The sequence below is a fragment of the Amycolatopsis sp. NPDC003676 genome (assembly GCF_053587275.1).
Genome location: NZ_JBSFNS010000068.1, coordinates 1 through 20762 on the forward strand (window position 1 = coordinate 1; position 20762 = coordinate 20762).

A 20762-nucleotide genomic window follows, 5' to 3' on the forward strand; every position below is an offset into this window, starting at 1 on the left:
CGGCGGCCGGTTCCAGCCGCAGCGCCGAGAAGGCGGCCGCGCCGGTCCCGGCGGCGACGTCGACCAAGAGAGCGGGCTTGGGGGCAAGGCCGCTGATCAGCTGCTCGGCCACATACGGGTGGAAGGTGTCCTCGTCGTATCCCGCCGCGTCGGCGTCGAAAAGTGTGCTCACCCAGCCACCGTAGTGGGCTTGACCAGTGATTATCCGGGCAATCGGCGACGGCCGGCGAAACCGAGATCGGCCCGGTGGTACCAGGTCAGCTCCCGGTCGCCCTCGAGCCAGCACAACAGCACGTCGTCGCCGTCGAGCGAGGCCGGGAAGTCCACCAGCAGCGGGGCGAACCCCTTGAGCTCGGCCCCGGTCGCCTGGATCGCGGTCATCAGGTCGTCCAGCCGGGCCTGCGCGGCCTTCCACTCCGGCAGGCCGCCGAGGCTGGTGTCCCGCCCGCCAGGACGCAGGGACGCGGCGAGCTCGGCGGCGTCGGCGCGGACCCGGATCAGTTCGGCGAGAACGGGAAGCAGCCGGGCGAGTTCAGTGCGGGCCTCGGCTACGGTGAACAATCCCATCTGCAAATAGTCTCACCGGGCCCGCGCCGTCTCGCCGCTACCTGCGCCGACGCACGAGCGTCGCCGCCAGACCCGCGCCGACCAGCACGAATCCGGCGCCCAGCAGCGCACCGGACACCAGCCAGCCGCCGAATCCGGCCGCCAGTTCGTCGCCCGGGAGCAGACGCAGCAGGTCGATTCCGGTCCGCGGCGACACGAGCGTGACGACCCCGGGCAGCACGCCCCAGATCACCCCGCCGACGACCGGCCCGGCACCCGACCACGCACCGAGGAGGGCCACTCCGACGAGCAGCAGCGCGCCGACCGCCATCAGCGTCATGCCGAGGCCGTCGCCGTGTTCGCCGAAGGTCGCGGACACCTGGGTCTGCTGGCGGTAGCCGCCGAAGGCCAGCACGCCGATCGCGATCGGCGTGAGCACGAGGCCGCACAGTCCGCTCAGCACGCGCGCGGCGGCGCGGCTGGCGGGCTGGCTGACCATCGCCGGTTGGGCGGGGTAGGGCGCGGGGTACGACATGGTGTGGCCTCCCAGGCTGTGGTTACGCGATGGGATGTTCGCCGGGCTCGTCCGGTTCCCCTCGAGCGGGCGCCCGGATCGTGCCCGGTCGGAGAGCCGCGTCAAGGGTGGTAGAGACTTGATTCCGACCACTTCTGGAACCATCCAGCTCTGTTTAGCAGTACGCTTGTACCGCTATCGGAGAGCGAAGAAGAGAACGCGAAGATCCGCGGAAGGAGCACCGCTGCTCATGGCCAAGATCAAGGTCCAGGGCACCGTTGTCGAACTCGACGGCGACGAGATGACCCGCATCATTTGGCAGTTCATCAAGGACAAGCTGATCCACCCGTACCTGGACGTGAACCTGGACTACTACGACCTGGGCATCGAGGAGCGGGACCGCACCGACGACCAGATCACGATCGACGCCGCCAACGCCATCAAGCAGCACGGTGTCGGCGTCAAGTGCGCCACGATCACGCCCGACGAGGCGCGCGTGGAGGAGTTCGGCCTCAAGAAGATGTGGGTGTCCCCGAACGGGACCATCCGCAACATCCTCGGCGGCGTGATCTTCCGCGAGCCGATCGTCATGCGCAACGTCCCCCGGCTGGTACCCGGCTGGACCAAGCCGATCATCATCGGCCGGCACGCGCACGGCGACCAGTACAAGGCCACCAACTTCAAGGTCCCCGGCCCGGGCACCCTGACGATGACCTACACCCCCGAAGACGGCTCCGAGCCGATGGAGTTCCAGGTCGCGAACTTCCCCGAGGGCGGCGGCGTCGCGATGGGGATGTACAACTACCGCAAGTCGATCGAGGACTTCGCGCGCGCGTCGCTGCAGTACGGCCTCGACCGCGAGTACCCGGTCTACCTCTCCACCAAGAACACGATCCTCAAGGCCTACGACGGCATGTTCAAGGACGTGTTCCAGGAGATCTTCGAGACCGAGTTCAAGTCGGACTTCGACGCCAAGGGCATCACCTACGAGCACCGGCTGATCGACGACATGGTCGCCGCGTCGCTCAAGTGGGAGGGCGGCTACGTCTGGGCGTGCAAGAACTACGACGGCGACGTCCAGTCCGACACCGTGGCCCAAGGCTTCGGTTCGCTCGGCCTGATGACCTCGGTGCTGCGCACGCCGGACGGCAAGACCGTCGAGGCCGAGGCCGCGCACGGCACGGTCACCCGGCACTACCGCCAGCACCAGCAGGGCAAGCCGACCTCCACGAACCCGATCGCCTCGATCTACGCGTGGACCCGGGGCCTCGAGCACCGCGGCAAGCTGGACGGCAACCAGGAGCTGATCGGCTTCGCGAACAAGCTGGAGCAGGTCGTCGTCGACACCGTCGAAGGCGGCAAGATGACGAAGGACCTCGCGCTGCTGGTAGGCAAGGACCAGGAATGGCAGACGACCGAGGACTTCCTCGCGACGCTGGACGAGAACCTGGCCAAGAAGATCGCGCAGGGCTGATCTTTCTTTAGCCGTTAGGGAGAAGGGCACCTCGGAGGAGTCTTCCGAGGTGCCCTTCTTTTTTTGTCACTCTTCGTGTTGTGTCGGTGACAGGATTGGCACCTCCGGGTGGAAAGGGGTCGGGAACCTGTCCGGGCCCGGCCGGACTGCCTACTCTGGACGAGGGGTTTTTCGCGACTGAGGAGCGGCCGTGATTCTGGGTTTGCCCAAGAAGACACTGATTATTATCGGCGTCATCGCTGCGGTCGTGGTCATCTACGCGTTCGGCCAGAAAGGTCAGGCGGACGCGCAGGGATCCCCGACCGGCTGCAAGGTCTCGGTGACCGCCGACGTGCTCAACGCGCGGGAAACCGCCGCGGGTAACGGGAAAGTCATCGGCAAGTACTTGCGCGGCGCGGAATTCGACGCACAACCCGTGGTGCAGAACGGGTTCCGGAAGATCGCCGACGGCAAGTGGGTCGCGGACAGCTTCGTGACGCCGGTGTCCGGGGCCAAGTGCTGAGTCCGTTTCGTACTGGTGCCTGGTCGTTCTCTGTGCGGGCGCTGGCTTGACTGGACTGCTTGCGGTGCTTGGATTCGTGTGGTTGCTGGGTTCGATGCGTCGCGTGGTTCGCCTGGGATCGAGCGGTTGGCGAGCCCGGTTCCGGGCGGGTCCGGTGTGGTGTCTCGGCTCCGGCGGTTCGTCTCATGTGGTGGGACGGCTTCGGTCGTCCAACCGGGATTGCCGCCGATCGGCTGAGCCGCTGCCTCCGTGCGGCTCGGAACTTTCGCGATTGCCGGATTTCTTTACGGCACCTGCTCCGGTTCGGTTTGCTCTTCGCACTGCTCGGTACTGGTGCGAAAGCGGGTAGTGGTCGATCGCGATTTTTATGTGGCACGCGGTTATGCGTGATTCAGCATGAGTCCTTCTTCCGCGGCGAGCACTTCTCCGGAGAAGTTGGCGCGGGCTTCGGCCACCGAAACCGCTCGGTCGGAACCCGGCCAGAAATGCGTGAGCAGCAGCGTTCGGACATTCGCCGCAGTGGCGAGCTGCCCTGCTTCCGCGGCGGTCATCAGGTAGCGGGGGCCGTCCGGCGGTGCGCCTTGCAGGGTGGCTTCGCAGATGAGGACGTCGGCGTCGCGGGCCAGATCGGTCAGTTGCGGAGCGGGACCGGTGTCGCCTGTGTAGGCGAGGGTGTAGCCGGGTGCGGTGAGCCGGACTCCGTAATTCGGCACGTGGTGCGGCAGAAGCGCGGTGGTGAGCCGGAACGGGCCGAGATCGGTCTCAGCGCCGAGGTCGTGGAGGTCGAAGTTCTCGTCGGGGGCGGGGCTGGGCTCCATCGCGGCCAGTCGGCGCACGCTGCCGGGAGTGCAGTGCAACGGGAGCTTGCGGTCGGTCGTGTAGTGGCGGGCCCGGCCGAGTGCGCTGACGTCCGCGAGGTGGTCGGGATGCTCGTGCGTCACGACGATCGCGTCGAGCCGGTCGGCGGGGACGTGCCGGAAGAGCTGTGCGGCGGCTCCGTAGCCGAGGTCGAGCGCGACGTGGAAATCCTCGTGGGACAGCAGGAATCCGGCGCAGGCGCGGCCGGGTTCCGGCCAGGCGCCGCAGCTGCCGAGGACGGTCAGGCGGGGCATGGCGGTCATTCTGGACCTCGCCGGACCTGCCGCGCGCGGAAAATTGTCGGACCCGGCGGGTAGCGTGCGCGGGGTGCTGATCGTCTCCACTGTCAACGTCAATGGCCTCCGGGCCGCCGTCAAGAAGGGCTTCGTCGAGTGGCTGGCCGCCACTGAGGCGGATGTCGTCGCGTGTCAGGAAGTGCGGGCCGAGGCCGCGCAGCTGCCCGCGTCCGTCGTCGCGCCGGAGGGGTGGTTCGCCGCGCACGCGCCCTCGGTCGTGAAGGGCCGCAACGGGGTCTCGCTGTACAGCCGCGTCGAGCCGGACGAGGTGCGGACCGGGTTCGGCGAGCCCGAGTTCGAGGACAGCGGGCGGTACCTGGAAATGCACCTGCCCGGCGTGGTGGTGGCGAGCCTGTACCTGCCGAGCGGCGACGTCGGCACCGAGCGCCAGGACGAGAAGGAGCGCTTCATGGCCGCGTTCCTGCCGTACCTGGTCGAACTGCGCGCGAAATCGGCCGCGGAAGGCCGGGAGGTCGTCGTGGTGGGCGACTGGAACATCGCCTACGACACGGTCGACCTCAAGAACTGGCGCGGCAACCAGAAGAACTCCGGCTTCCTGCCCGAGGAACGCGAGTGGATGGGCCGCGTCTACGAGGCGGGCTACGTCGACGTCCAGCGCCGTCTCGACGCCGAGGGGCCCGGTCCGTACACGTGGTGGTCCTACCGGGGCAAGGCGTTCGACAACGACTCGGGCTGGCGCATCGACTGCCAGCTAGCGACCCCCGGTCTCGCGGAGAAGGTGACGTCGGTGGTGGTCGAACGGGCAGAGTCGTATGACCAGCGCTGGTCGGACCACGCGCCGGTCACCGCGAAGTACGACGTGCCGTTCCCGGGCTGAGCCTGGTTTTCCCGCTGGTGACCAGCTGGTGAATAACCTGCTGAGAGTAGTTCGGGTTTGTTCTGCGGGGTGATTCTGTCCGGTTTCGCCGGGGTTGAGGACACTGTGCGTGGTCCCGCGAGCCGCGCACGGCGCTGACCACCGACGACGCCGAGACGGCGGGGGTGCCCATGGTTACTCCCCGAGTGGGCGCTAGCCTCGGCACCCGAGTTGATCAGATCCGACAGGTCTTGACACGCTCGGTAGTTTTCTGACCAGTAGCACGTCGAGAACTCATCCTTACGGGTGAGACGCTCACTCAGAACAGTCACCTCGCGGGAGGCACTCCGGTGCGCAACCCAGGCCGGTTCGTGACACGGTCCACGCTGGCGCTCGGCCGTTCGGCGTCCGTCACCCCATTGGGGGTGCCCGGCGCGACGGCACCTCAACCGACTTCGATCCGCGACGCGGCGCAGGACGGCCGCGGTGTTTCGGCGGCAGGCCGCGGCCGGGCAGCGGCTTCGGGCCGTTCCTTGGCGGTTGCGGGCGGACGCGTCCTGGCGGTGCTGGCGACGATCCTGGTCGCGGCCGTCGGAACGGGCGCGACGGCGTTCGCGGACGACGGCGTGGTCCGCGCGGAGACGACGTCGACCGGGTTCGGAATGCTCGGACCGGTCGGCCTGGTCGCGGTGGGTTTCGGCATCATCGGAATGGCGCTGGGCGTCGTCCGGCAGCGGCGCAAGGCCCGCGCGAAGACGATCGAGGCTGCCGCCGGGACTCTCGACGAGGAGCCGACCCGGCCGCTCGAACCGGCTCCGGCCGCGCTGCCCCTGCGGCAGTCCTAGTCGGCTCGCCGGTTCTCCGGCAGCAGCCCGGCAGCGGCGGTGAGTTTTCCCGCCAGAACCTTCAGCAGTCCCGGCGAACCGTGCTGGGGTCGCGGCGCGGTCGAGCCCGAATGTTTCGGTGGTGCTGGATCGTCGGCAGTCCGGACGGACCGTGCTCGGGGCGTGGCCGGGCGTGAATCTCGCGGTGGTGCTGGACATCGGCAATCCCGGTGAACCGCGCTCAGCCAGGGGCCCGAGGCTCCCGCCAGTTCTGAAATCCCCAGAGCGGCGGCTCCTCCCCGGAAGTGAATCTTCGGACCGAGGCCGTCGAGACGTCCCGGCTGCCCCTCCGGCCGCGAACCCCCGGGGCCGCGGCATCGCCTCCTTCGCAGCCTGAAAGAATCTCGGCGTGTCCGACGAACAGAACGGGCGCCTGCGGGTGCTTTCCGGGATCCAGCCGACTGCCGACTCCTTCCACCTCGGCAACTACCTCGGCGCCCTGCGTCAGTGGGTGCGGCTGCAGGACACCCACGAGACCTTCTACTGCGTCGTCGACCTGCACGCGATCACCGTCGAGCAGGACCCGAAGGTGCTGCTCGAGCGGACGCGGCGTTCGGCCGCGCAGCTGCTCGCCATCGGGGTCGACCCGGCGCGCAGCGCGTTGTTCGTGCAGAGCCACGTGCCCGAGCACGCTCAGCTGAGCTGGGTGCTCGAATGCCAGACCGGCTTCGGCGAGGCCGGCCGCATGACGCAGTTCAAGGACAAGGCCGCCAAACAGGGCAGCGACCACGCGAGCGTCGGCCTGTTCACCTACCCGGTGCTGATGGCCGCGGACATCCTGCTGTACCAGACCAACGCGGTGCCGGTCGGCGAGGACCAGCGGCAGCATCTCGAGCTGACCCGCAACCTCGCGCAGCGGTTCAACAGCCGGTTCGGCAAGACGTTCGTGATGCCGGAGCCGTTCATCGTCAAGGACACCGCGAAGATCTACGACCTGCAGGAACCGACGGCGAAGATGAGCAAGTCGGCGGCGACCGCCAACGGGCTCGTCGAACTGCTCGAGGACCCGAAGCGCTCGGCGAAGAAGATCCGTTCCGCGGTCACCGACACCGGCCGCGAGGTCCGGTTCGACCGCGAGGAGAAGGCGGGCGTCTCCAACCTGCTCACGATCTACTCCGCGCTGACCGACCGCACCGTCGCCGACCTCGAAACCGCTTACGAGGGCAAGGGCTACGGCGACCTCAAGAAGGACCTCGCCGAGGTGCTCGTCGACTGGGTCACGCCGCTGCAGGAGAGTGTCCAGTCCTATTTGGACGATGTCGCGGAGCTGGACCGGATCCTCGCTGCGGGGGCGCGGCAGGCGCGCGAGGTCGCGTCGGCCACGCTCGCGTCGGTCTACGAGCGGATCGGGTTCCTGCCCGCGAGCTGAGCGAGGCGCACACACAACAAGTCCAGGGGGGACGGAATAGCGTGAAATTCAAAACTGGTTTGTGGCCGATCAGTGTCGCGACGCTGGTGCTGGTCACGTCGTGCGGCGGAATGTCCGGATCGGACAGCGAGAAGGCGAAGGACCCGAACGGCGACGGCCAGACCGTGCAACGGCCGGGTTATGCGAACTCGCAGTATCCGGACCCCGCTCCGATCAAGGAAAAAGCGAACCCGCAAGCGGTGCGGATCGGCGGCAAGCCGGTGATCCAGGCGTGCAACCTGCTGACCGTCGCAGACCTCGTCGCGCTCGGGATCAGGGTCGACTCGCGGCCGGACCCGAACGGGGCCACCTTCGAGCGCCGCTACCTGGTCGGCGACGGTTCGGGACCGCTGCGGTCGTCCGAAAACACCTACGCCAAGGCGCTGACCTCGGGCGTAAACCACTGTGTGTACAGCCTGCAAGACGACCAGGGCAATCAAACACACGAGCACCTCGCGGTCGCGGTGTCCCAGCCGGCCTACGTGCCGACCGTGAACACCAAGCCCTACCTTGACGACGCGGATCCCAGCCTGACTGTCGGCCCGGTGAAGATCTTCTCCAAGCGCCGCAAGACGGATAGCCCGTCGGACGCTTCCGGCGATGCCGCGTTGGTCCTGGGAGACACGCTGGTCGATTTGGACTTCGAGCTGAAGGCAGACAAGAGCGCGGGCAAGCTGCAAGATCTCGGCAAGAAGGTCGCCGAGAACTTCGCGAAGCAGGTGAGCGCGCCGGCCGGGGCGAACGTCATCGGTTACGACAGCGCGGCATTCCCGAAATCGGTCGCGCAGCCCTGCCCGATGCTCACGCCCGACGCGGTGACCCCGGCGATCGGCACCGACGCTTCGCCGATGGTCGCCGAAACCCCCGCTACCGCCGTCGGCGACATGATCATGACCAACAGCACCGAGCACAACTACGTGCAGATCGACTGCGAGCGCGGCACCGGTCACGACAACGGCATCGACCGGCGCGCGCTGCACCTGACCGCGATCAGCTTCCTCGGCGAAGACGCGGCGAAGAGCTACCTCGGATCCGCGCCGAAGGACGGCCAATCCGCGCCCGCGCAGGTCGGGGACGAGGGACAGGTAAGCAGCAAGGGGCAGACCCACGGCGAGGTGCTGTTCCGCAAAGGCCGCTTCGTGTTCAAGCTCTACCTCGCCGACCACAACGCCGCACCGGACGGCATCAGCGGCGCGGACGCGACCCGGCTGCTGGTGCCCGCCGCCCAGAAGATGATCTCCGTCTTCCACGAACAGTAACCGCGCGGGCACGCTCGCGTTGCGGGGCCCGGTCGCCGTGGTTAGCGTTTTCCGGTGGCGAAAGAGACCGGTGACAAGGAAAAGCTGCTGCCCCGGCTGCGGCGGAAGTACCCGTGGCTGGATCACCTGATCCGCGCCAACGACTCCTTCAACGAAAACTACGGCAACCATTACGCGGCGGCGATCACCTACTTCAGCGTGCTGTCGGTGTTCCCGATCTTCATGGTGGCGTTCGCGGTCGTCGGCATGGTGCTCGGGCACAACACCGCGGTGATCGACCAGATCACCCACGGGATCGACAGCTCGGTGCCGGAGGGGCTGCGCGGCCTGGTCAAGCAGATCACCGACGCGGCGCTGAAGTCCGGCAGCGGCATCGGGATCTTCGGGCTGCTGCTGGCGGCTTACTCCGGCATCGGCTGGATGGCCAACCTCCGCGACGCGCTCACCGCGCAGTGGGGCCAGGAGAAGAAGACGGAACCGTTCGTCAGCAAGACGATCAAGGACCTGCTGTCGCTGCTCGGGCTCGGGCTGGCGCTGGTCGTGTCGTTCGCGCTCACAGCGGCGGGCAGCGGGCTCGGCGAACTGCTGCTGAAGCTGGTCGGGCTGGAAGGCCAGGGGTGGGCGAAGTTCCTGTTGCACGTCGCGACGATCGTGCTCAGCCTGGTCGCCAACGCGCTGGTTTTCCTGTGGGTGATCGCGCGGCTGCCGCGGGAGCACGTCGCGCTGCGGAGCGCGGTCAAGGGCGCGCTCATCGCCGCGGTCGGATTCGTGGTCTTGCAGCAGGTCGCGACGGTCTATCTGGCGAGCGTCACGAAGTCCCCGTCGGCGGCGATCTTCGGGCCGGTGATCGGGTTACTGGTCTTCGCGAACCTGGTGTCGCGGTTCCTGCTGCTGGTGACGGCGTGGACGGCGACCGCGCGGGAGAACCAGCGGCGCGTGGTGCAGCCGCCCGCTCCGGTGTTGCTGGAGCCGCGGGTGACGGTGCAGCACGGGCTGGGGCTCGGCTCGGTGGCGGGCGCGTTCAGCGCGGGTGCGCTGCTGGCCTGGCTAGGCAGGCGGAAGAGCTGACGCTACGCAACGAAAAGGGCCTCCTTGAGCGAATCAAGGAGGCCCTTTTTCATCGGTCGCGTTATGCGCGGGCGTTGCGCTTCCGCTGATAGCTGATGACGAACCCGGCCACGATGATCACCAGCACGATCACCGTCAGGATCCAGCCGGTCGTCCCGAACGGGTCCGGCTTCTGCGCGGACGCGGTCGTCGCGCCAGCGGGGGTGACCTGCTTGTCGGACATCGGGGCGGAGTCGGCGCTCAACGACTGGTAGGCGATCTGGCCGACCGGCTGCGCGCCGTTCTTCTCCAGCGCGAAGCCGTAGTCGAGCAGTTTCGCCGCCTGGTCGACCACCTTCGTCGGACGCTGTTCGGCGCGCATCATCACGATCGCGAGGCGGTGCCCGTCGCGCGCCGCGCCGCCGACGTACGTGTGCCGCGCGTCGTCGGTGAAGCCCGTCTTCCCGCCGAGGAAACCGGGATACACGCCGAGCAGCTTGTTGTCGTTGAACACCGGAATCGGCGGCTTCCCGTCGATGGCCGGGATCGTGAAGTTCTTCGTCGCCACCACCTTGGCGAATTCCGGCTGCTTCATCGCGTAGTGGAAGACGAGGCTCAGGTCGTACGCCGAGGTCGACATGCCCGGTCCGTCGAGGCCGGACGGGGTCGCCGCGCGGGTGTCGGTCGCGCCGATGCGGGCGGCGAGCGCGTTCATCTTGGCGACCGCCGCGTCGGCGCCGCCCAGCGCGGTCGCGAAGGCGTGCGCCACGTCGTTGCCCGAGTGCATCAGCAGGCCGTGCAGCAGCTGGTCAACCGTGTAGTGCCCGCCCGCGGTGATGCCGACGCAGGTGCATTCCTGCTCGGCGTCCTCCTTGGTCGGCACGATGATCTGCTCGGGCTTCATCTCGGTGACCACCACGAGCGCCAGCAGCGTCTTGATCAGCGACGCGGGCCGCTCCCGCGCGTGCGGGTCCTTCGCCGCGACGACCGCGCCGGTGTCGAGGTCCTGCAGGACCCACGACGCCGAGGTATCGCCAGGGGGCAGCGCGGGCGCGCCCGGCGGGAGGATCGGGCCGCAGCCGCCAAGACGGTCGCCGCCGACCGGCTGGGCGGGCATCGGAAGCGGCGGCGGGACGGTCTGGCCCGGCTTCGGCTTCTCCGAGGTGTCCACCGGGGCCGGCGGCGCGGCGTGCTCGGTGCATTGCTCCGCCGACGCCGGGGCGGCGAGGGCGACAGGCGCGGCGACGGCTACGAGGGCTGCGGCGAGTGGCGCGGCGAATGCTCGCAGCGACCGGGCGAAAGCAGGGTGCACCCACGCAATCTAGCGCCGATGGTCCGGCGGCATACTCGAGACATGCGCATTTCACGAGGTACAGCGATGGCCTTGTTCGCTTTCGGCATCTGGTCCTGGATCATTTGGATCACGTTCGCGAAGAATCTGTGGGCCAGCAACCAGTCCTGGGCGGCCGACGGTTCACCCACTGGGTACTTCATCGTGCACGCGATCCTGACGGTCGTGTCGTTCGTGCTCGGCACCGCCATCGGGGTGCTCGGCTGGCGCGGCATCCGGGCGACGTCGAAGGAACGCGCGAACACCTGATGCGGGGATGAGTCCTTTGGTCGGTGGCGGGACGCGTCCGGGCTGGCTTAGTTTCGGGCGACCGACCATGGAGGCTAAATGTCCCGTTTACGTCGATTGCTCGTCCCCATCGCGGTGGCCGGGGTCGCCGCCGGCGCGGTGGCCGTGCCCGCGTCCGCCGCGCCCGCGCCGTCGTGTGACACCACCAGCACCCAGTACAGCTACGTCGTGCTGTACCAACCGGGCGAGAAGCAACGTTCGGTCGACGCGGAGCTGAGCGCCAAGTGCGGCAAGCGGATCGCGTACTACCCGGAGATCGGCGTCGCGGTCGCCAGCTCGCGCAACGCGGACTTCGCCGACCGGCTCGGAGTGAAGCGGGCCTACTCGGCGGGCAAGGACGTCGCCGCGAAGGCCGCCGCCCGCGCCGGATTGCGCTCGGCTATCGGAATGCTGGAGCAGACCGAGAGCATCGCCGCCGGTGACGATTTGTCGACACAGCAGTGGGACATGCGCGCGATCCACGCTCCCGAGGCGAACAAGATCAACCCGGGTTCGCGGTCGGTCACCGTCGGCGTGCTGGATTCCGGCATCGACGCCAAGCACCCCGCGCTCGCGCATGCGGTAGACGCGCAGTCTTCAACCGGCTGTGTCACCGGCGCACCGGACGCGTCCTCGTGGACGCCGACGAACTCCGATCACGGCACACACGTCGCGGGCACCATCGCGGGCAAGGACGTTAAGCGCGGCTTCACCGGCATCGCGCCGGGCGTGCGGCTGGCGTCGGTGAAGGTGGTGAACGACGACGGCTACATCTTCCCGGAGGCGGCCGTCTGCGGCTTCGTTTGGGCCGGGCAGCACGGCTTCCAAGTGACGAACAACAGCTACTACATCGACCCCGGGATGTTCTACTGCCGCAACGAAGCGGGCGACGCTGCCGCGTACGAGGCCGTACGGCGCGCTGTCACTTACTCGACGCAGCGCGGGACTCTCAACATCGCTGCAGCGGGCAACTCCGGCTTCGATGTGCGTACGCAGACTGTGGACCCGAACCGTCCACACAAGATTGACTCTTCGTGCGGCATCCTGCCGAAGGCGATCGACGGTGTGGTGACGGTGTCTGCGGTTGGTTACGCGGGTACGAAGGCTTACTACTCCAACTACGGCTCGGTCACGGTTACCGCGCCGGGCGGGGATTCGGGGCAGAAGCCGCCTGCCGGGGAAGGCGCGGGCTGCCCGCTGTCGACGGTCTTCAATGGCGCTTACGGCACTAAGTGCGGCACCTCGATGGCTTCCCCGCACGCGGCCGGGGTTGCGGCTTTGCTGGCTTCCACGCATCGGAACGCGCCGCCGCGCGCTCTGTCGGCTTTGCTTACCGCGGAAGCGGATCCGGTGGCTTGCGATGTTTCGGCGTGTGAAGGGCCGAAGCAGAACAACTCGTACTACGGGCGCGGTTTGGTGAACGCGCTGGACGCAGTTCACTGACGCGGCAACAAAAACGGCCCTCGTCCCGAATGCTCGGGACGAGGGCCGCTTTCGTGGCTAAAAATCAGACGCGCTTGAAAAGCAGCGCCCGCTTCACTTCCTGAATCGCCTTCGTCACCTGGATCCCGCGCGGGCAGGCGTCGGTGCAGTTGAACGTCGTGCGGCAGCGCCACACGCCTTCGCCGTCGTTCAGGATGTCCAGCCGCTCTTCGGCGCCCTCGTCGCGGGAGTCGAAGATGAAGCGGTGGGCGTTCACGATCGCCGCCGGGCCGAAGTACGAGCCGTCGTTCCAGTAGACCGGGCAGGACGACGTGCAGCAGGCGCACAGGATGCACTTGGTGGTGTCGTCGAACCTGTTGCGGTCGGCCTGGGACTGGATCCGCTCGCGGGTCGGCTCGTTGCCGTAGGTGATCAGGTACGGCTTGATCGCCCGGTACGCCTCGAAGAACGGGTCCATGTCGACGTAGAGGTCCTTCAACGTCGTCAGGCCCTTGATCGGGGCGATGGTGATCTCGGTCTTCTTGCCGTTCTTCTCGAGCAGGTCCTTCAGCAGCACCTTGCAGGCCAACCGGTTGATCCCGTTGATCTGCATCGCGTCCGAACCGCACACGCCGTGCGCGCACGAGCGGCGGAAGGAGAACGTGCCGTCGATGTAGTCCTTCACGTAGAACAGCAGGTTCAGCACGCGGTCGGTCGGCTGCGCCGGGACGTCGTAGGACTCCCAGTGCGGCTCCTGGTCGACCTCCGGGTTGAACCGCAGGATCTTCAGCGTGACCTGGATCGGCGTGTGCTCGTCGGACGCCTTGGCGGAGGGCGCCTCTGGGGTGGCCGTCGTCATCAGTACTTCCGCTCCATCGGTTCGTAGCGGGTGAAGGTGACCGGCTTGTAGTCGAGCCGGATGTCGGCCGACAGCCCCTCGCCCTGCTTGTAGGCCATGGTGTGCCGCATGAAGTTCGTGTCGTCGCGGTTCGGGTAGTCCTCGCGGGCGTGGCCGCCGCGGGACTCCTTGCGCGCGATCGCGCCGACGACCAGCACCTCGGCCAGCTCCAGCAGGAAGCCGAGCTCGACGGCCTCGAGCAGGTCGGTGTTGTACCGCTTGCCCTTGTCCGCCACGGTGATCCGCTGGTAGCGCTCCTTGAGCGCCTGGATGTCGGTCAGCGCCTGCTTCAGCGTGTCCTCGGTGCGGTACACCGACGCGTGCGAGTCCATCGTCTGCTGCATTTCCTTGCGGATGTCGGCGACGCGCTCGTCGCCGTGCTCCGACAGCAGCAGCTCCAGCTGTTCCTCGACCAGCGTGGTCGGGCTCTCCGGGAGCTCGACGTGGTCGTGCGCCAGCGCGTACTCCGCGGCGGCGATGCCCGCGCGGCGGCCGAACACGTTGATGTCCAGCAGCGAGTTCGTGCCCAGCCGGTTCGAACCGTGCACGGACACGCACGCGACCTCGCCCGCGGCGTACAGGCCCGGGATGACGTGCTCGTTGTCGCGCAGCGCCTCGCCGTGGATGTTCGTCGGGATGCCGCCCATGACGTAGTGGCACGTCGGGAACACCGGCACCGGCTCCTTGACCGGGTCGACGCCAAGGTAGGTGCGGGAGAACTCGGTGATGTCCGGCAGCTTGGTCTCGAGGACCTCGACCGGCAGGTGGGTCACGTCGAGGACGACGTAGTCCTTGTTCGGCCCGCAGCCGCGGCCCTGCAGCACCTCCTGGACCATCGACCGGGCGACGATGTCGCGCGGCGCGAGGTCCTTGATGGTGGGGGCGTAGCGCTCCATGAACCGCTCGCCGTCGGCGTTGCGGAGGATGCCGCCCTCGCCGCGCACCGCCTCGGAGATCAGGATGCCGAGACCGGCGAGGCCGGTCGGGTGGAACTGGAAGAACTCCATGTCCTCCAGCGGAAGGCCCTTGCGGAAGATGATGCCGAGGCCGTCGCCGGTCAGGGTGTGCGCGTTCGAAGTGGTCTTGAAGATCTTGCCCGCGCCGCCGGTGGCGAACACGATCGACTTCGCCTGGAACACGTGCAGTTCGCCGGTGGCCAGCTCGTAGGCGACCACGCCGGAGGCGACCGGGTTGCCGTCCTCGCCCTCGGACAGGACCAGGTCGAGCACGTAGAACTCGTTGAAGAACTCGGTGCCGTGCTTGACGCAGTTTTGGTACAGCGTCTGGAGAATCATGTGGCCGGTGCGGTCCGCGGCGTAGCAGGCGCGGCGCACCGCGGCCTTGCCGTGGTCGCGGGTGTGCCCGCCGAACCGGCGCTGGTCGATCTTGCCCTCGGGCGTCCGGTTGAACGGAAGGCCCATCTTCTCCAGGTCGAGGACGGCGTCGATGGCCTCCTTGGCCATGATCTCCGCGGCGTCCTGGTCGACCAGGTAGTCACCGCCCTTGACGGTGTCGAAGGTGTGCCACTCCCAGTTGTCCTCTTCGACGTTCGCCAGCGCGGCGCACATGCCGCCCTGTGCCGCGCCGGTGTGGGACCGGGTCGGGTACAGCTTGGTGAGGACCGCGGTGCGGGCGCGCTGGCCGGACTCGATGGCCGCGCGCATGCCGGCGCCGCCCGCGCCGACGATCACCACGTCGTACTTGTGGAACTGCATAGGGAAAGACTCCGCTAGCTAGTGGTGGGTGCGCCTCAGGAGGCAGGCATCTCGGGGTCGAACGTGAAGATCACCATCGTGCCGACGGCCAGGATGAGCGCCATCGAGACGTACAGCAGGATCTTCAGCCAGAACCGGGTGGAGTCCTTGCGCGCGTAGTCGTCGATGATCGTGCGCAGGCCGTTGCCGCCGTGGATCTCGGCGAGCCACAGCATCGCCAGGTCCCAGAACTGCCAGAACGGCGAGGCCCAGCGGCCGGCGACGAAGCCCCAGTTGATGCGGTGCACGCCGCCGTCGAGGATGTTCATGATGAACAGGTGGCCCAGCACCAGGATGATCAGCGCGAGCCCGGAAATGCGCATGAACAGCCAGCTGTAGAGCTCGAAGTTGCTGCGCCGGGCGGACGGGCGCCGCGGCGAGCGCGGCTTGTCGAGGATCAGAGCGTCGGCCATGGGATCAGGCACCCCCGAAAAGCGTCTCGACGGTGCGCTTCAGCATGAAGAACGCACCAGGAACCATCACGACCACCCACACGACGCCGATGACCCAGAGCATCGTCTTCTGGTACTTCGGGCCCTTGGCCCAGAAGTCGACCAGCAGGACGCGCAGCCCGTTGAGCGCGTGGAACAGCACCGCGCCGACAAGGCCGACCTCGAGCAGGTTCACGATCGGCGTCTTGTACGTCTCGATGACCTGGTCGTAGGTGTTCGGCGACACGCGCACGAGCGCGGTGTCGAGCACGTGCACGAACAGGAAGAAAAAGGTCAGCACGCCGGTGATGCGGTGAAGCACCCAGGACCACATGCCGGGGTCGCCCCGGTAGAAAGTTCCCTGCCGGCGTGAGGCACCCGCCCGATCGCTAGCTCCTGCCCCGCTTTCGGTGGCAGTGCTCGCCGTGGTGGACATCGGTGAACGGCCTCCAACGTCATGACTGTCGTGCCCGGGTGACCGGTGAGGTCCGCACCCGCGGCCGGGGTCGGTCCACTGGGGACAACTCCGGCGACGGTGCCGAGATCAGGGGCCATCGAGCGTGGATGCATGGATGCTAGACCCGACCCATACGCGCGGCTCACCTCCGGGTTCCTCTCTGTGACAGACCAGACACCGGTGACCACGGCAGACCACTCGGACGTGTGGTCTGGAGCACGTCTGAGCTGGCCGTGACGGGGTCCTTCCGGCGGGCCGGGTTGACCTCTGCCGGGGCCGGATGCGGGTGGCGGGGCGAAGATACGTGAGGGGAACCCTGAAGGAATCTGATTCCTTCAGGGTTCCCCTCACGTACTCGCCGAGACGCCCTCACGCGCACGAATCGGGCATCTCGCCACCTTGGGAGTCCTTCACGGACCTTTCCCGGGCGAAAGCGGGGCCACGGTGAGTGATCGCGGCGGGCGGGGCGGCGGCAGTTGATCACGGTCGGCGCCGGATTGGTCGCGGATCGAGCCTCCGAGTAAACGTTTGTGTTACGTAGCGTGCCGTTCCTATGGCGGCTACCCGGCGGTTGGGTACGGTCTGCCAGTTGAGCCCGGCGACCGTGACCGGGCCGTTCCTGGATCGTCCGCTGGATCAGCGGGGAGGGAGACACACGTTGCGTCGCATGCGTGGAACCGCGCTGGCCGCCGCGACCATGGCTGGGGTGCTTGCACTGGCCGGGTGCGCGAAGGACACCGGGGGAAGCAACAACAACGCGTCCGGTTCGGACGGCAATGCGGGCTCGAACTGCATCACCGCCCCGAAGCCGCCCGCCGCTCCGGCCGCCGCCACGAGCAGCAGCGCCGCCTCGGGCAAGGTCGACGGCAGCAAGCTGAAGGTCGGCCTTGCCTTCGACGTCGGCGGTCGCGGTGACGCTTCCTTCAACGACGCGGCCGCCGCGGGCACCGACCGGGCGAAGTCCGACCTCGGCGTCCCGACCGTCAACGAGAGCACCGCGAGCGCGAGCGAGAGCGAAGCCGCCAAGCAGCAGCGCCTCGAGCAGATGGCGCAGCAGGGCCTGAACCCGATCGTCGCGGTCGGTTTCGCCTACGCGCAGTCGGTCAAGGCCGTCGCCACGAAGTACCCGAACACCAAGTTCGCGATCGTCGACGACGACTCGATCACCCTGCCGAACGTCACGCCGCTGGTCTTCGCCGAGGAGCAGGGCTCGTTCCTGGCCGGCGTCGCCGCCGCGTACAAGAGCAAGAAGTGCCACGTCGGCTTCGTCGGCGGCGTGAACACCCCGCTGATCCAGAAGTTCGAGGCGGGCTTCCTGCAGGGCGCGAAGGCCGTTTCGAGCAAGATCAAGGTCGAGGACGAGTACCTGACGCCGGCCGGCGACTTCTCCGGTTTCCAGGACCCGCCGAAGGGCAACGCGAAGGCCGCCGCCGAGATCTCGCGCGGCGCGGACGTCGTCTACCACGCCGCCGGCGCCTCCGGTAAGGGCGTGTTCGACGCGGCGAAGCAGAACAACGCGCTGGCCATCGGCGTCGACTCCGACCAGTACAACCAGAAGACGGTCGCCGCCGACAAGGACATCATCATCACCTCGATGATCAAGCGCGTCGACGTCGCGGTGTTCGAGTACCTGCAGGCCGTCGCGAAGGGCGACCTGAGCACGGTGCCGAAGCGCTTCGACCTCAAGTCCGACGGCGTCGGCTACTCCACCTCCGGAGGCAAGGTCGACGACATCAAGGACGTGCTCGACGGGTACAAGGCCCAGATCGTGTCCGGCGCCATCACGGTTTCGGACAAGCCGGCCAAGTAACGCTCACGACGCGGCAGGGCTCGGAAGGATCTTCCTTCCGGGCCCTCACGCGTTTCGACAGAACGGGATGTCCCCTCCGATGACCGAGATCGAGGCCGAAGCCGTCCCCGACCGGGGCGTGCCGGCCGTCCAGCTGACCGGGATCACCAAGCGGTTCCCCGGCGTCGTCGCGAACTCCGACGTCAACCTCACCGTCGCGGCGGGCGAGGTGCACGCGCTGTGCGGCGAGAACGGCGCGGGCAAGTCGACCCTGATGAAGATCCTCTACGGGATGCAGCAGCCCGACGAGGGCAGCATCGCCATCAACGGCGCCGAGGTGAAACTGCGCAACCCGCAGGACGCCATCCGCACCGGGATCGGCATGGTGCACCAGCACTTCATGCTCGCCGACAACCTGACCGTCGCGGAAAACGTGTTCCTCGGCGCGGAGGCGCTGCACGGCATCGGCCGCGCGGCGCGGGCGCGGCTGGCGGAACTGTCGAAGCGGACCGGGCTGCACGCGAAGCCGGACGCGCTGCTGGAGGAACTCGGCGTCGCCGACCGCCAGCGCGTCGAGATCGTCAAAGTCCTTTACCGGGGCGCGAAAATCATCATCCTCGACGAGCCGACCGCCGTGCTCGTGCCGCAGGAAGTGGACGCGCTCTTCGCCACCGTCCGCGAGATGCAGGCCGACGGGTACACGTTCCTCTTCATCTCGCACAAGCTCGACGAGGTGCGCGCGATCGCCGACACGGTCACCGTGATCCGGCGCGGCACCACGGTCGGCACCGCGGATCCGAAGAAGATCACCAGCCGCGAGCTGGCCGAGATGATGGTCGGTTCGGAGCTGCCGAGCCCGGAGACGCGCGAGTCGACGGTGACCGCCCGCGAGGTCCTTCAGGTACGCGAGTTGCGGCTGTCCGCCGAAGGCTCCGAGCGCAACGTGCTGGACCACATCTCCTTCACCGTGCACGCGGGCGAGGTGCTCGGCATCGCGGGCGTCGAGGGCAACGGCCAGACCGAACTGGTCGAGACGATCATGGGAATGCGCAAGGCGAGCGGCGGCCACATCGAGCTGACTCCGCCGGACGGCAAGACGCACGATCTGGTCAAGCTGGGCACGCTCGCCCGGCGTGAGGCGGGCATCGGCTACATCGCCGAGGACCGCACGCGGCACAGTCTGCTGCTCACGCAACCGTTGTGGGTCAACCGGATTCTCGGTTACCAGACGCGCGAACCGGTGTCCGGCGGGCAACTGCTCAACATCGCGGGCGCGCGCGAGGACACCGAGCGGATCGTGCGCGAGTACGACGTCCGCACGCCCGGCATCGACGTTCCGGCGGCCGCGTTGTCCGGCGGTAACCAGCAGAAGCTGATCGTCGGGCGCGAGCTGTCCGGGAACCCGGTGCTGCTGATCGCTTCGCACCCGACGCGCGGCGTCGACGTCGGCGCGCAGGCGTTGATCTGGGAACAGATCCGCCAGGCGCGCGCGGACGGCCTCGCCGTGCTGCTGATCTCGGCGGACCTCGACGAGCTGATCGGGCTGTCCGACACCATTCGCGTGATGCTGCGCGGACGGCTCGTGAGCGAGGCCAACCCCGCCACCGTTACTCCGCAGGAACTCGGTTCCGCCATGACCGGCGCCGAAGAAGGTGAAGACTCATGAGTTCGTGGCGCACGCGGCTTCTGCCGCCTCTGCTCGCGATCGCGTTCGCAGTGATCCTGTCCGCGATCGCGCTCGTCATCTCCGGCGCCGACCCGTTGCAGGCGTACGGGACGATGATCGGCCAGCTGTTCAAGGGCTCCACCGCGGTCGACACGGTGAACCTCGCGACGGTGTACTACCTGTCCGGCCTCGCCGTGGCGATCGGGTTCCAGATGAACCTGTTCAACATCGGCGTCGAGGGCCAGTACCGGTTCGCCGCGGTGGTCGCCGCGATCATCGGCGGGGCGCTGCAGCTGCCGCCGGTCATCCACACCATCGTGATCCTGCTGGTGGCCATCGTTTCCGGCGCGCTGTACGCGACGATCCCGGCGGTGCTCAAGGTGACTCGCGGCGTCAGCGAGGTCATCTCGACGATCATGCTGAACTCGATCGTCGCCGGCATCATCGCGTTCCTCATCAACGCCGACCAGTTCGGCGTGCAGACCGGCAACAACATCGGGACCAGGGTGATCGCGCCGTCCGGCCGGATCCCGGGCATCCCGCTCGGGTCGGGCACGCTGTTCGGGTTCGTGTTCATCGCGGTCGTAATCGGCGCGGCGTACTGGTTCATGTTGAACCGCACCAGGTTCGGCTTCGAGCTGAAGGCGAGCGGCGAGTCCTCGACGGCCGCCGCGGCCGGTGGCGTGAGCGCGAAGAAGATGACGCTCATCGCGATGCTGCTTTCCGGTGCGGTGGCCGGTCTGGTCGCCATGCCGGAACTGCTCGGCCGCGACTACAGCTACGGCATCACCGCGACCCAGATGTACGGCTTCACCGGCATCGCGGTCGCGCTGCTCGGCCGCAACCACCCCGGCGGCATCGCGTTCGGCGCGCTGCTGTGGGCGTTCCTCGACACCTCCGCGGTGTCGCTGGAGCAGATCAACGTATCCAAGGAAATCGCGACGATCATGCAGGGCATCATCGTGCTCTCGGTCGTCGTGGCGTACGAGATCGTGCGCCGGGCCGACCTCGCCGCGGAACAGCGAAGGGTCGGCAGGGCGCTCGCCGGCAACGGCCGCAAGGGCGCCTCGGTCGCGGAAGGCGGTGCGGTGTGACCACCACGACGGAGTTCTCCCGGCCGGG

General features: G+C 67.8%; 20 protein-coding genes. 12 read left to right on the plus strand and 8 right to left on the minus strand.

Annotation, left to right across the window (positions count from 1 at the left end):
• Positions 1-201 precede the first annotated feature (201 nt).
• Positions 202-567 (minus strand): DUF2203 domain-containing protein, encoded by a 366-nt coding sequence (locus tag ACWDNU_RS30285; protein ID WP_116201667.1) that lies wholly within the window; start codon positions 565-567, stop codon positions 202-204.
• 37 nt (positions 568-604) lie between these two features.
• A complete protein-coding gene (locus ACWDNU_RS30290; protein ID WP_449671412.1) occupies positions 605-1081 on the minus strand; it encodes a hypothetical protein in 477 nt (158 codons plus the stop codon).
• 229 nt (positions 1082-1310) lie between these two features.
• On the opposite strand from ACWDNU_RS30290, the gene ACWDNU_RS30295 reads away from it, so the two are divergent.
• Together ACWDNU_RS30295 and ACWDNU_RS30300 are read left to right on the plus strand one after the other, a co-directional pair.
• On the plus strand, positions 1311-2534 hold the full coding sequence (locus ACWDNU_RS30295; RefSeq protein ID WP_449671413.1) for an NADP-dependent isocitrate dehydrogenase: 1224 nt from the start codon (positions 1311-1313) through the stop codon (positions 2532-2534).
• Positions 2535-2724: 190 nt separating this feature from the next.
• A complete protein-coding gene (locus ACWDNU_RS30300) occupies positions 2725-3036 on the plus strand; it encodes an SH3 domain-containing protein (protein ID WP_370932097.1) in 312 nt (103 codons plus the stop codon).
• A 380-nt stretch (positions 3037-3416) separates the two neighbouring features.
• Here ACWDNU_RS30300 and ACWDNU_RS30305 read toward each other — a convergent pair whose 3' ends face one another.
• Entirely contained in the window at positions 3417-4148 is a 732-nt protein-coding gene (locus ACWDNU_RS30305; protein WP_449671414.1) for an MBL fold metallo-hydrolase, read from the minus strand.
• A 64-nt stretch (positions 4149-4212) separates the two neighbouring features.
• Here ACWDNU_RS30305 and ACWDNU_RS30310 point away from each other — a divergent pair, with 64 nt between their 5' ends.
• From ACWDNU_RS30310 to yhjD, 5 genes are all read left to right on the plus strand, one after another.
• The gene (locus tag ACWDNU_RS30310) at positions 4213-5028 is read left to right on the plus strand and encodes an exodeoxyribonuclease III (protein WP_370940577.1); all 816 of its coding nucleotides are present in this window, start codon (positions 4213-4215) and stop codon (positions 5026-5028) included.
• Positions 5029-5378: 350 nt separating this feature from the next.
• Complete coding sequence (locus tag ACWDNU_RS30315) at positions 5379-5852, plus strand: hypothetical protein (protein WP_449671415.1); 474 nt, start codon at positions 5379-5381, stop codon at positions 5850-5852.
• Positions 5853-6240: 388 nt separating this feature from the next.
• Positions 6241-7260, plus strand: a complete 1020-nt coding sequence (gene trpS, locus ACWDNU_RS30320; protein WP_449671416.1) for a tryptophan--tRNA ligase — start codon at positions 6241-6243, stop codon at positions 7258-7260.
• A 41-nt stretch (positions 7261-7301) separates the two neighbouring features.
• Complete coding sequence (locus ACWDNU_RS30325) at positions 7302-8558, plus strand: hypothetical protein (protein WP_449671417.1); 1257 nt, start codon at positions 7302-7304, stop codon at positions 8556-8558.
• 54 nt (positions 8559-8612) lie between these two features.
• Positions 8613-9626 (plus strand): inner membrane protein YhjD, encoded by a 1014-nt coding sequence (yhjD, locus tag ACWDNU_RS30330; RefSeq protein WP_370932092.1) that lies wholly within the window; start codon positions 8613-8615, stop codon positions 9624-9626.
• A gap of 61 nt (positions 9627-9687) precedes the next feature.
• Here yhjD and ACWDNU_RS30335 read toward each other — a convergent pair whose 3' ends face one another.
• Positions 9688-10917: a D-alanyl-D-alanine carboxypeptidase family protein gene (locus ACWDNU_RS30335; RefSeq protein ID WP_449671418.1), complete on the minus strand. Its 1230-nt coding sequence runs from the start codon at positions 10915-10917 to the stop codon at positions 9688-9690.
• 42 nt (positions 10918-10959) lie between these two features.
• On the opposite strand from ACWDNU_RS30335, the gene ACWDNU_RS30340 reads away from it, so the two are divergent.
• Both ACWDNU_RS30340 and ACWDNU_RS30345 read left to right on the plus strand, forming a co-directional pair.
• Positions 10960-11205: an SCO4848 family membrane protein gene (locus ACWDNU_RS30340; protein ID WP_081654961.1), complete on the plus strand. Its 246-nt coding sequence runs from the start codon at positions 10960-10962 to the stop codon at positions 11203-11205.
• A gap of 78 nt (positions 11206-11283) precedes the next feature.
• Positions 11284-12666 (plus strand): S8 family peptidase, encoded by a 1383-nt coding sequence (locus ACWDNU_RS30345; protein ID WP_449671419.1) that lies wholly within the window; start codon positions 11284-11286, stop codon positions 12664-12666.
• Positions 12667-12730: 64 nt separating this feature from the next.
• On the opposite strand, the gene ACWDNU_RS30350 is transcribed toward ACWDNU_RS30345, so the two are convergent.
• Genes ACWDNU_RS30350 through sdhC form a run of 4 tightly spaced genes read right to left on the minus strand, consistent with a single transcriptional unit; the run spans position 12731 to position 16164 of the window.
• Positions 12731-13504: a succinate dehydrogenase iron-sulfur subunit gene (locus ACWDNU_RS30350; protein WP_344270596.1), complete on the minus strand. Its 774-nt coding sequence runs from the start codon at positions 13502-13504 to the stop codon at positions 12731-12733.
• Positions 13504-15258 (minus strand): succinate dehydrogenase flavoprotein subunit, encoded by a 1755-nt coding sequence (gene sdhA, locus ACWDNU_RS30355; protein ID WP_370932088.1) that lies wholly within the window; start codon positions 15256-15258, stop codon positions 13504-13506. The genes ACWDNU_RS30350 and sdhA overlap by 1 nt, the downstream gene beginning before the upstream one ends.
• Positions 15259-15293: 35 nt before the next feature.
• A complete protein-coding gene (locus tag ACWDNU_RS30360; RefSeq protein ID WP_037712346.1) occupies positions 15294-15710 on the minus strand; it encodes a succinate dehydrogenase hydrophobic membrane anchor subunit in 417 nt (138 codons plus the stop codon).
• Positions 15711-15714: 4 nt separating this feature from the next.
• A complete protein-coding gene (gene sdhC / locus ACWDNU_RS30365; RefSeq protein ID WP_078870582.1) occupies positions 15715-16164 on the minus strand; it encodes a succinate dehydrogenase, cytochrome b556 subunit in 450 nt (149 codons plus the stop codon).
• A gap of 688 nt (positions 16165-16852) precedes the next feature.
• Here sdhC and ACWDNU_RS30370 point away from each other — a divergent pair.
• The 3 genes from ACWDNU_RS30370 (at position 16853) to ACWDNU_RS30380 (ending at position 20734) form a co-directional block, all read left to right on the plus strand.
• Positions 16853-17995 carry a BMP family lipoprotein gene (locus tag ACWDNU_RS30370; protein ID WP_449671421.1) on the plus strand — a complete coding sequence of 381 codons (1143 nt, stop codon included), beginning with the start codon at positions 16853-16855 and terminating at the stop codon, positions 17993-17995.
• A 79-nt stretch (positions 17996-18074) separates the two neighbouring features.
• Complete coding sequence (locus tag ACWDNU_RS30375; protein ID WP_449671422.1) at positions 18075-19640, plus strand: ABC transporter ATP-binding protein; 1566 nt, start codon at positions 18075-18077, stop codon at positions 19638-19640.
• Positions 19637-20734: an ABC transporter permease gene (locus ACWDNU_RS30380; protein WP_370932086.1), complete on the plus strand. Its 1098-nt coding sequence runs from the start codon at positions 19637-19639 to the stop codon at positions 20732-20734. Before ACWDNU_RS30375 ends, ACWDNU_RS30380 begins: the two co-directional genes overlap by 4 nt.
• Positions 20735-20762: the final 28 nt, after the last annotated feature.

Coding starts and splice junctions, on each gene's coding strand:
- ACWDNU_RS30380 (WP_370932086.1), top strand. CDS start 19,637: ATGAGTTCGTGGCGCACGCGGCTTCTGCCGCCTCTGCTCGCGATCGCG.
- ACWDNU_RS30340 (WP_081654961.1), top strand. CDS start 10,960: ATGCGCATTTCACGAGGTACAGCGATGGCCTTGTTCGCTTTCGGCATC.
- ACWDNU_RS30290 (WP_449671412.1), bottom strand. CDS start 1,081: ATGTCGTACCCCGCGCCCTACCCCGCCCAACCGGCGATGGTCAGCCAG.
- ACWDNU_RS30375 (WP_449671422.1), top strand. CDS start 18,075: ATGACCGAGATCGAGGCCGAAGCCGTCCCCGACCGGGGCGTGCCGGCC.
- ACWDNU_RS30370 (WP_449671421.1), top strand. CDS start 16,853: ATGCGTGGAACCGCGCTGGCCGCCGCGACCATGGCTGGGGTGCTTGCA.
- ACWDNU_RS30305 (WP_449671414.1), bottom strand. CDS start 4,148: ATGCCCCGCCTGACCGTCCTCGGCAGCTGCGGCGCCTGGCCGGAACCC.
- ACWDNU_RS30295 (WP_449671413.1), top strand. CDS start 1,311: ATGGCCAAGATCAAGGTCCAGGGCACCGTTGTCGAACTCGACGGCGAC.
- ACWDNU_RS30360 (WP_037712346.1), bottom strand. CDS start 15,710: ATGGCCGACGCTCTGATCCTCGACAAGCCGCGCTCGCCGCGGCGCCCG.
- ACWDNU_RS30350 (WP_344270596.1), bottom strand. CDS start 13,504: ATGACGACGGCCACCCCAGAGGCGCCCTCCGCCAAGGCGTCCGACGAG.
- sdhC (WP_078870582.1), bottom strand. CDS start 16,164: ATGTCCACCACGGCGAGCACTGCCACCGAAAGCGGGGCAGGAGCTAGC.
- ACWDNU_RS30285 (WP_116201667.1), bottom strand. CDS start 567: ATGGGATTGTTCACCGTAGCCGAGGCCCGCACTGAACTCGCCCGGCTG.
- sdhA (WP_370932088.1), bottom strand. CDS start 15,258: ATGCAGTTCCACAAGTACGACGTGGTGATCGTCGGCGCGGGCGGCGCC.
- ACWDNU_RS30345 (WP_449671419.1), top strand. CDS start 11,284: ATGTCCCGTTTACGTCGATTGCTCGTCCCCATCGCGGTGGCCGGGGTC.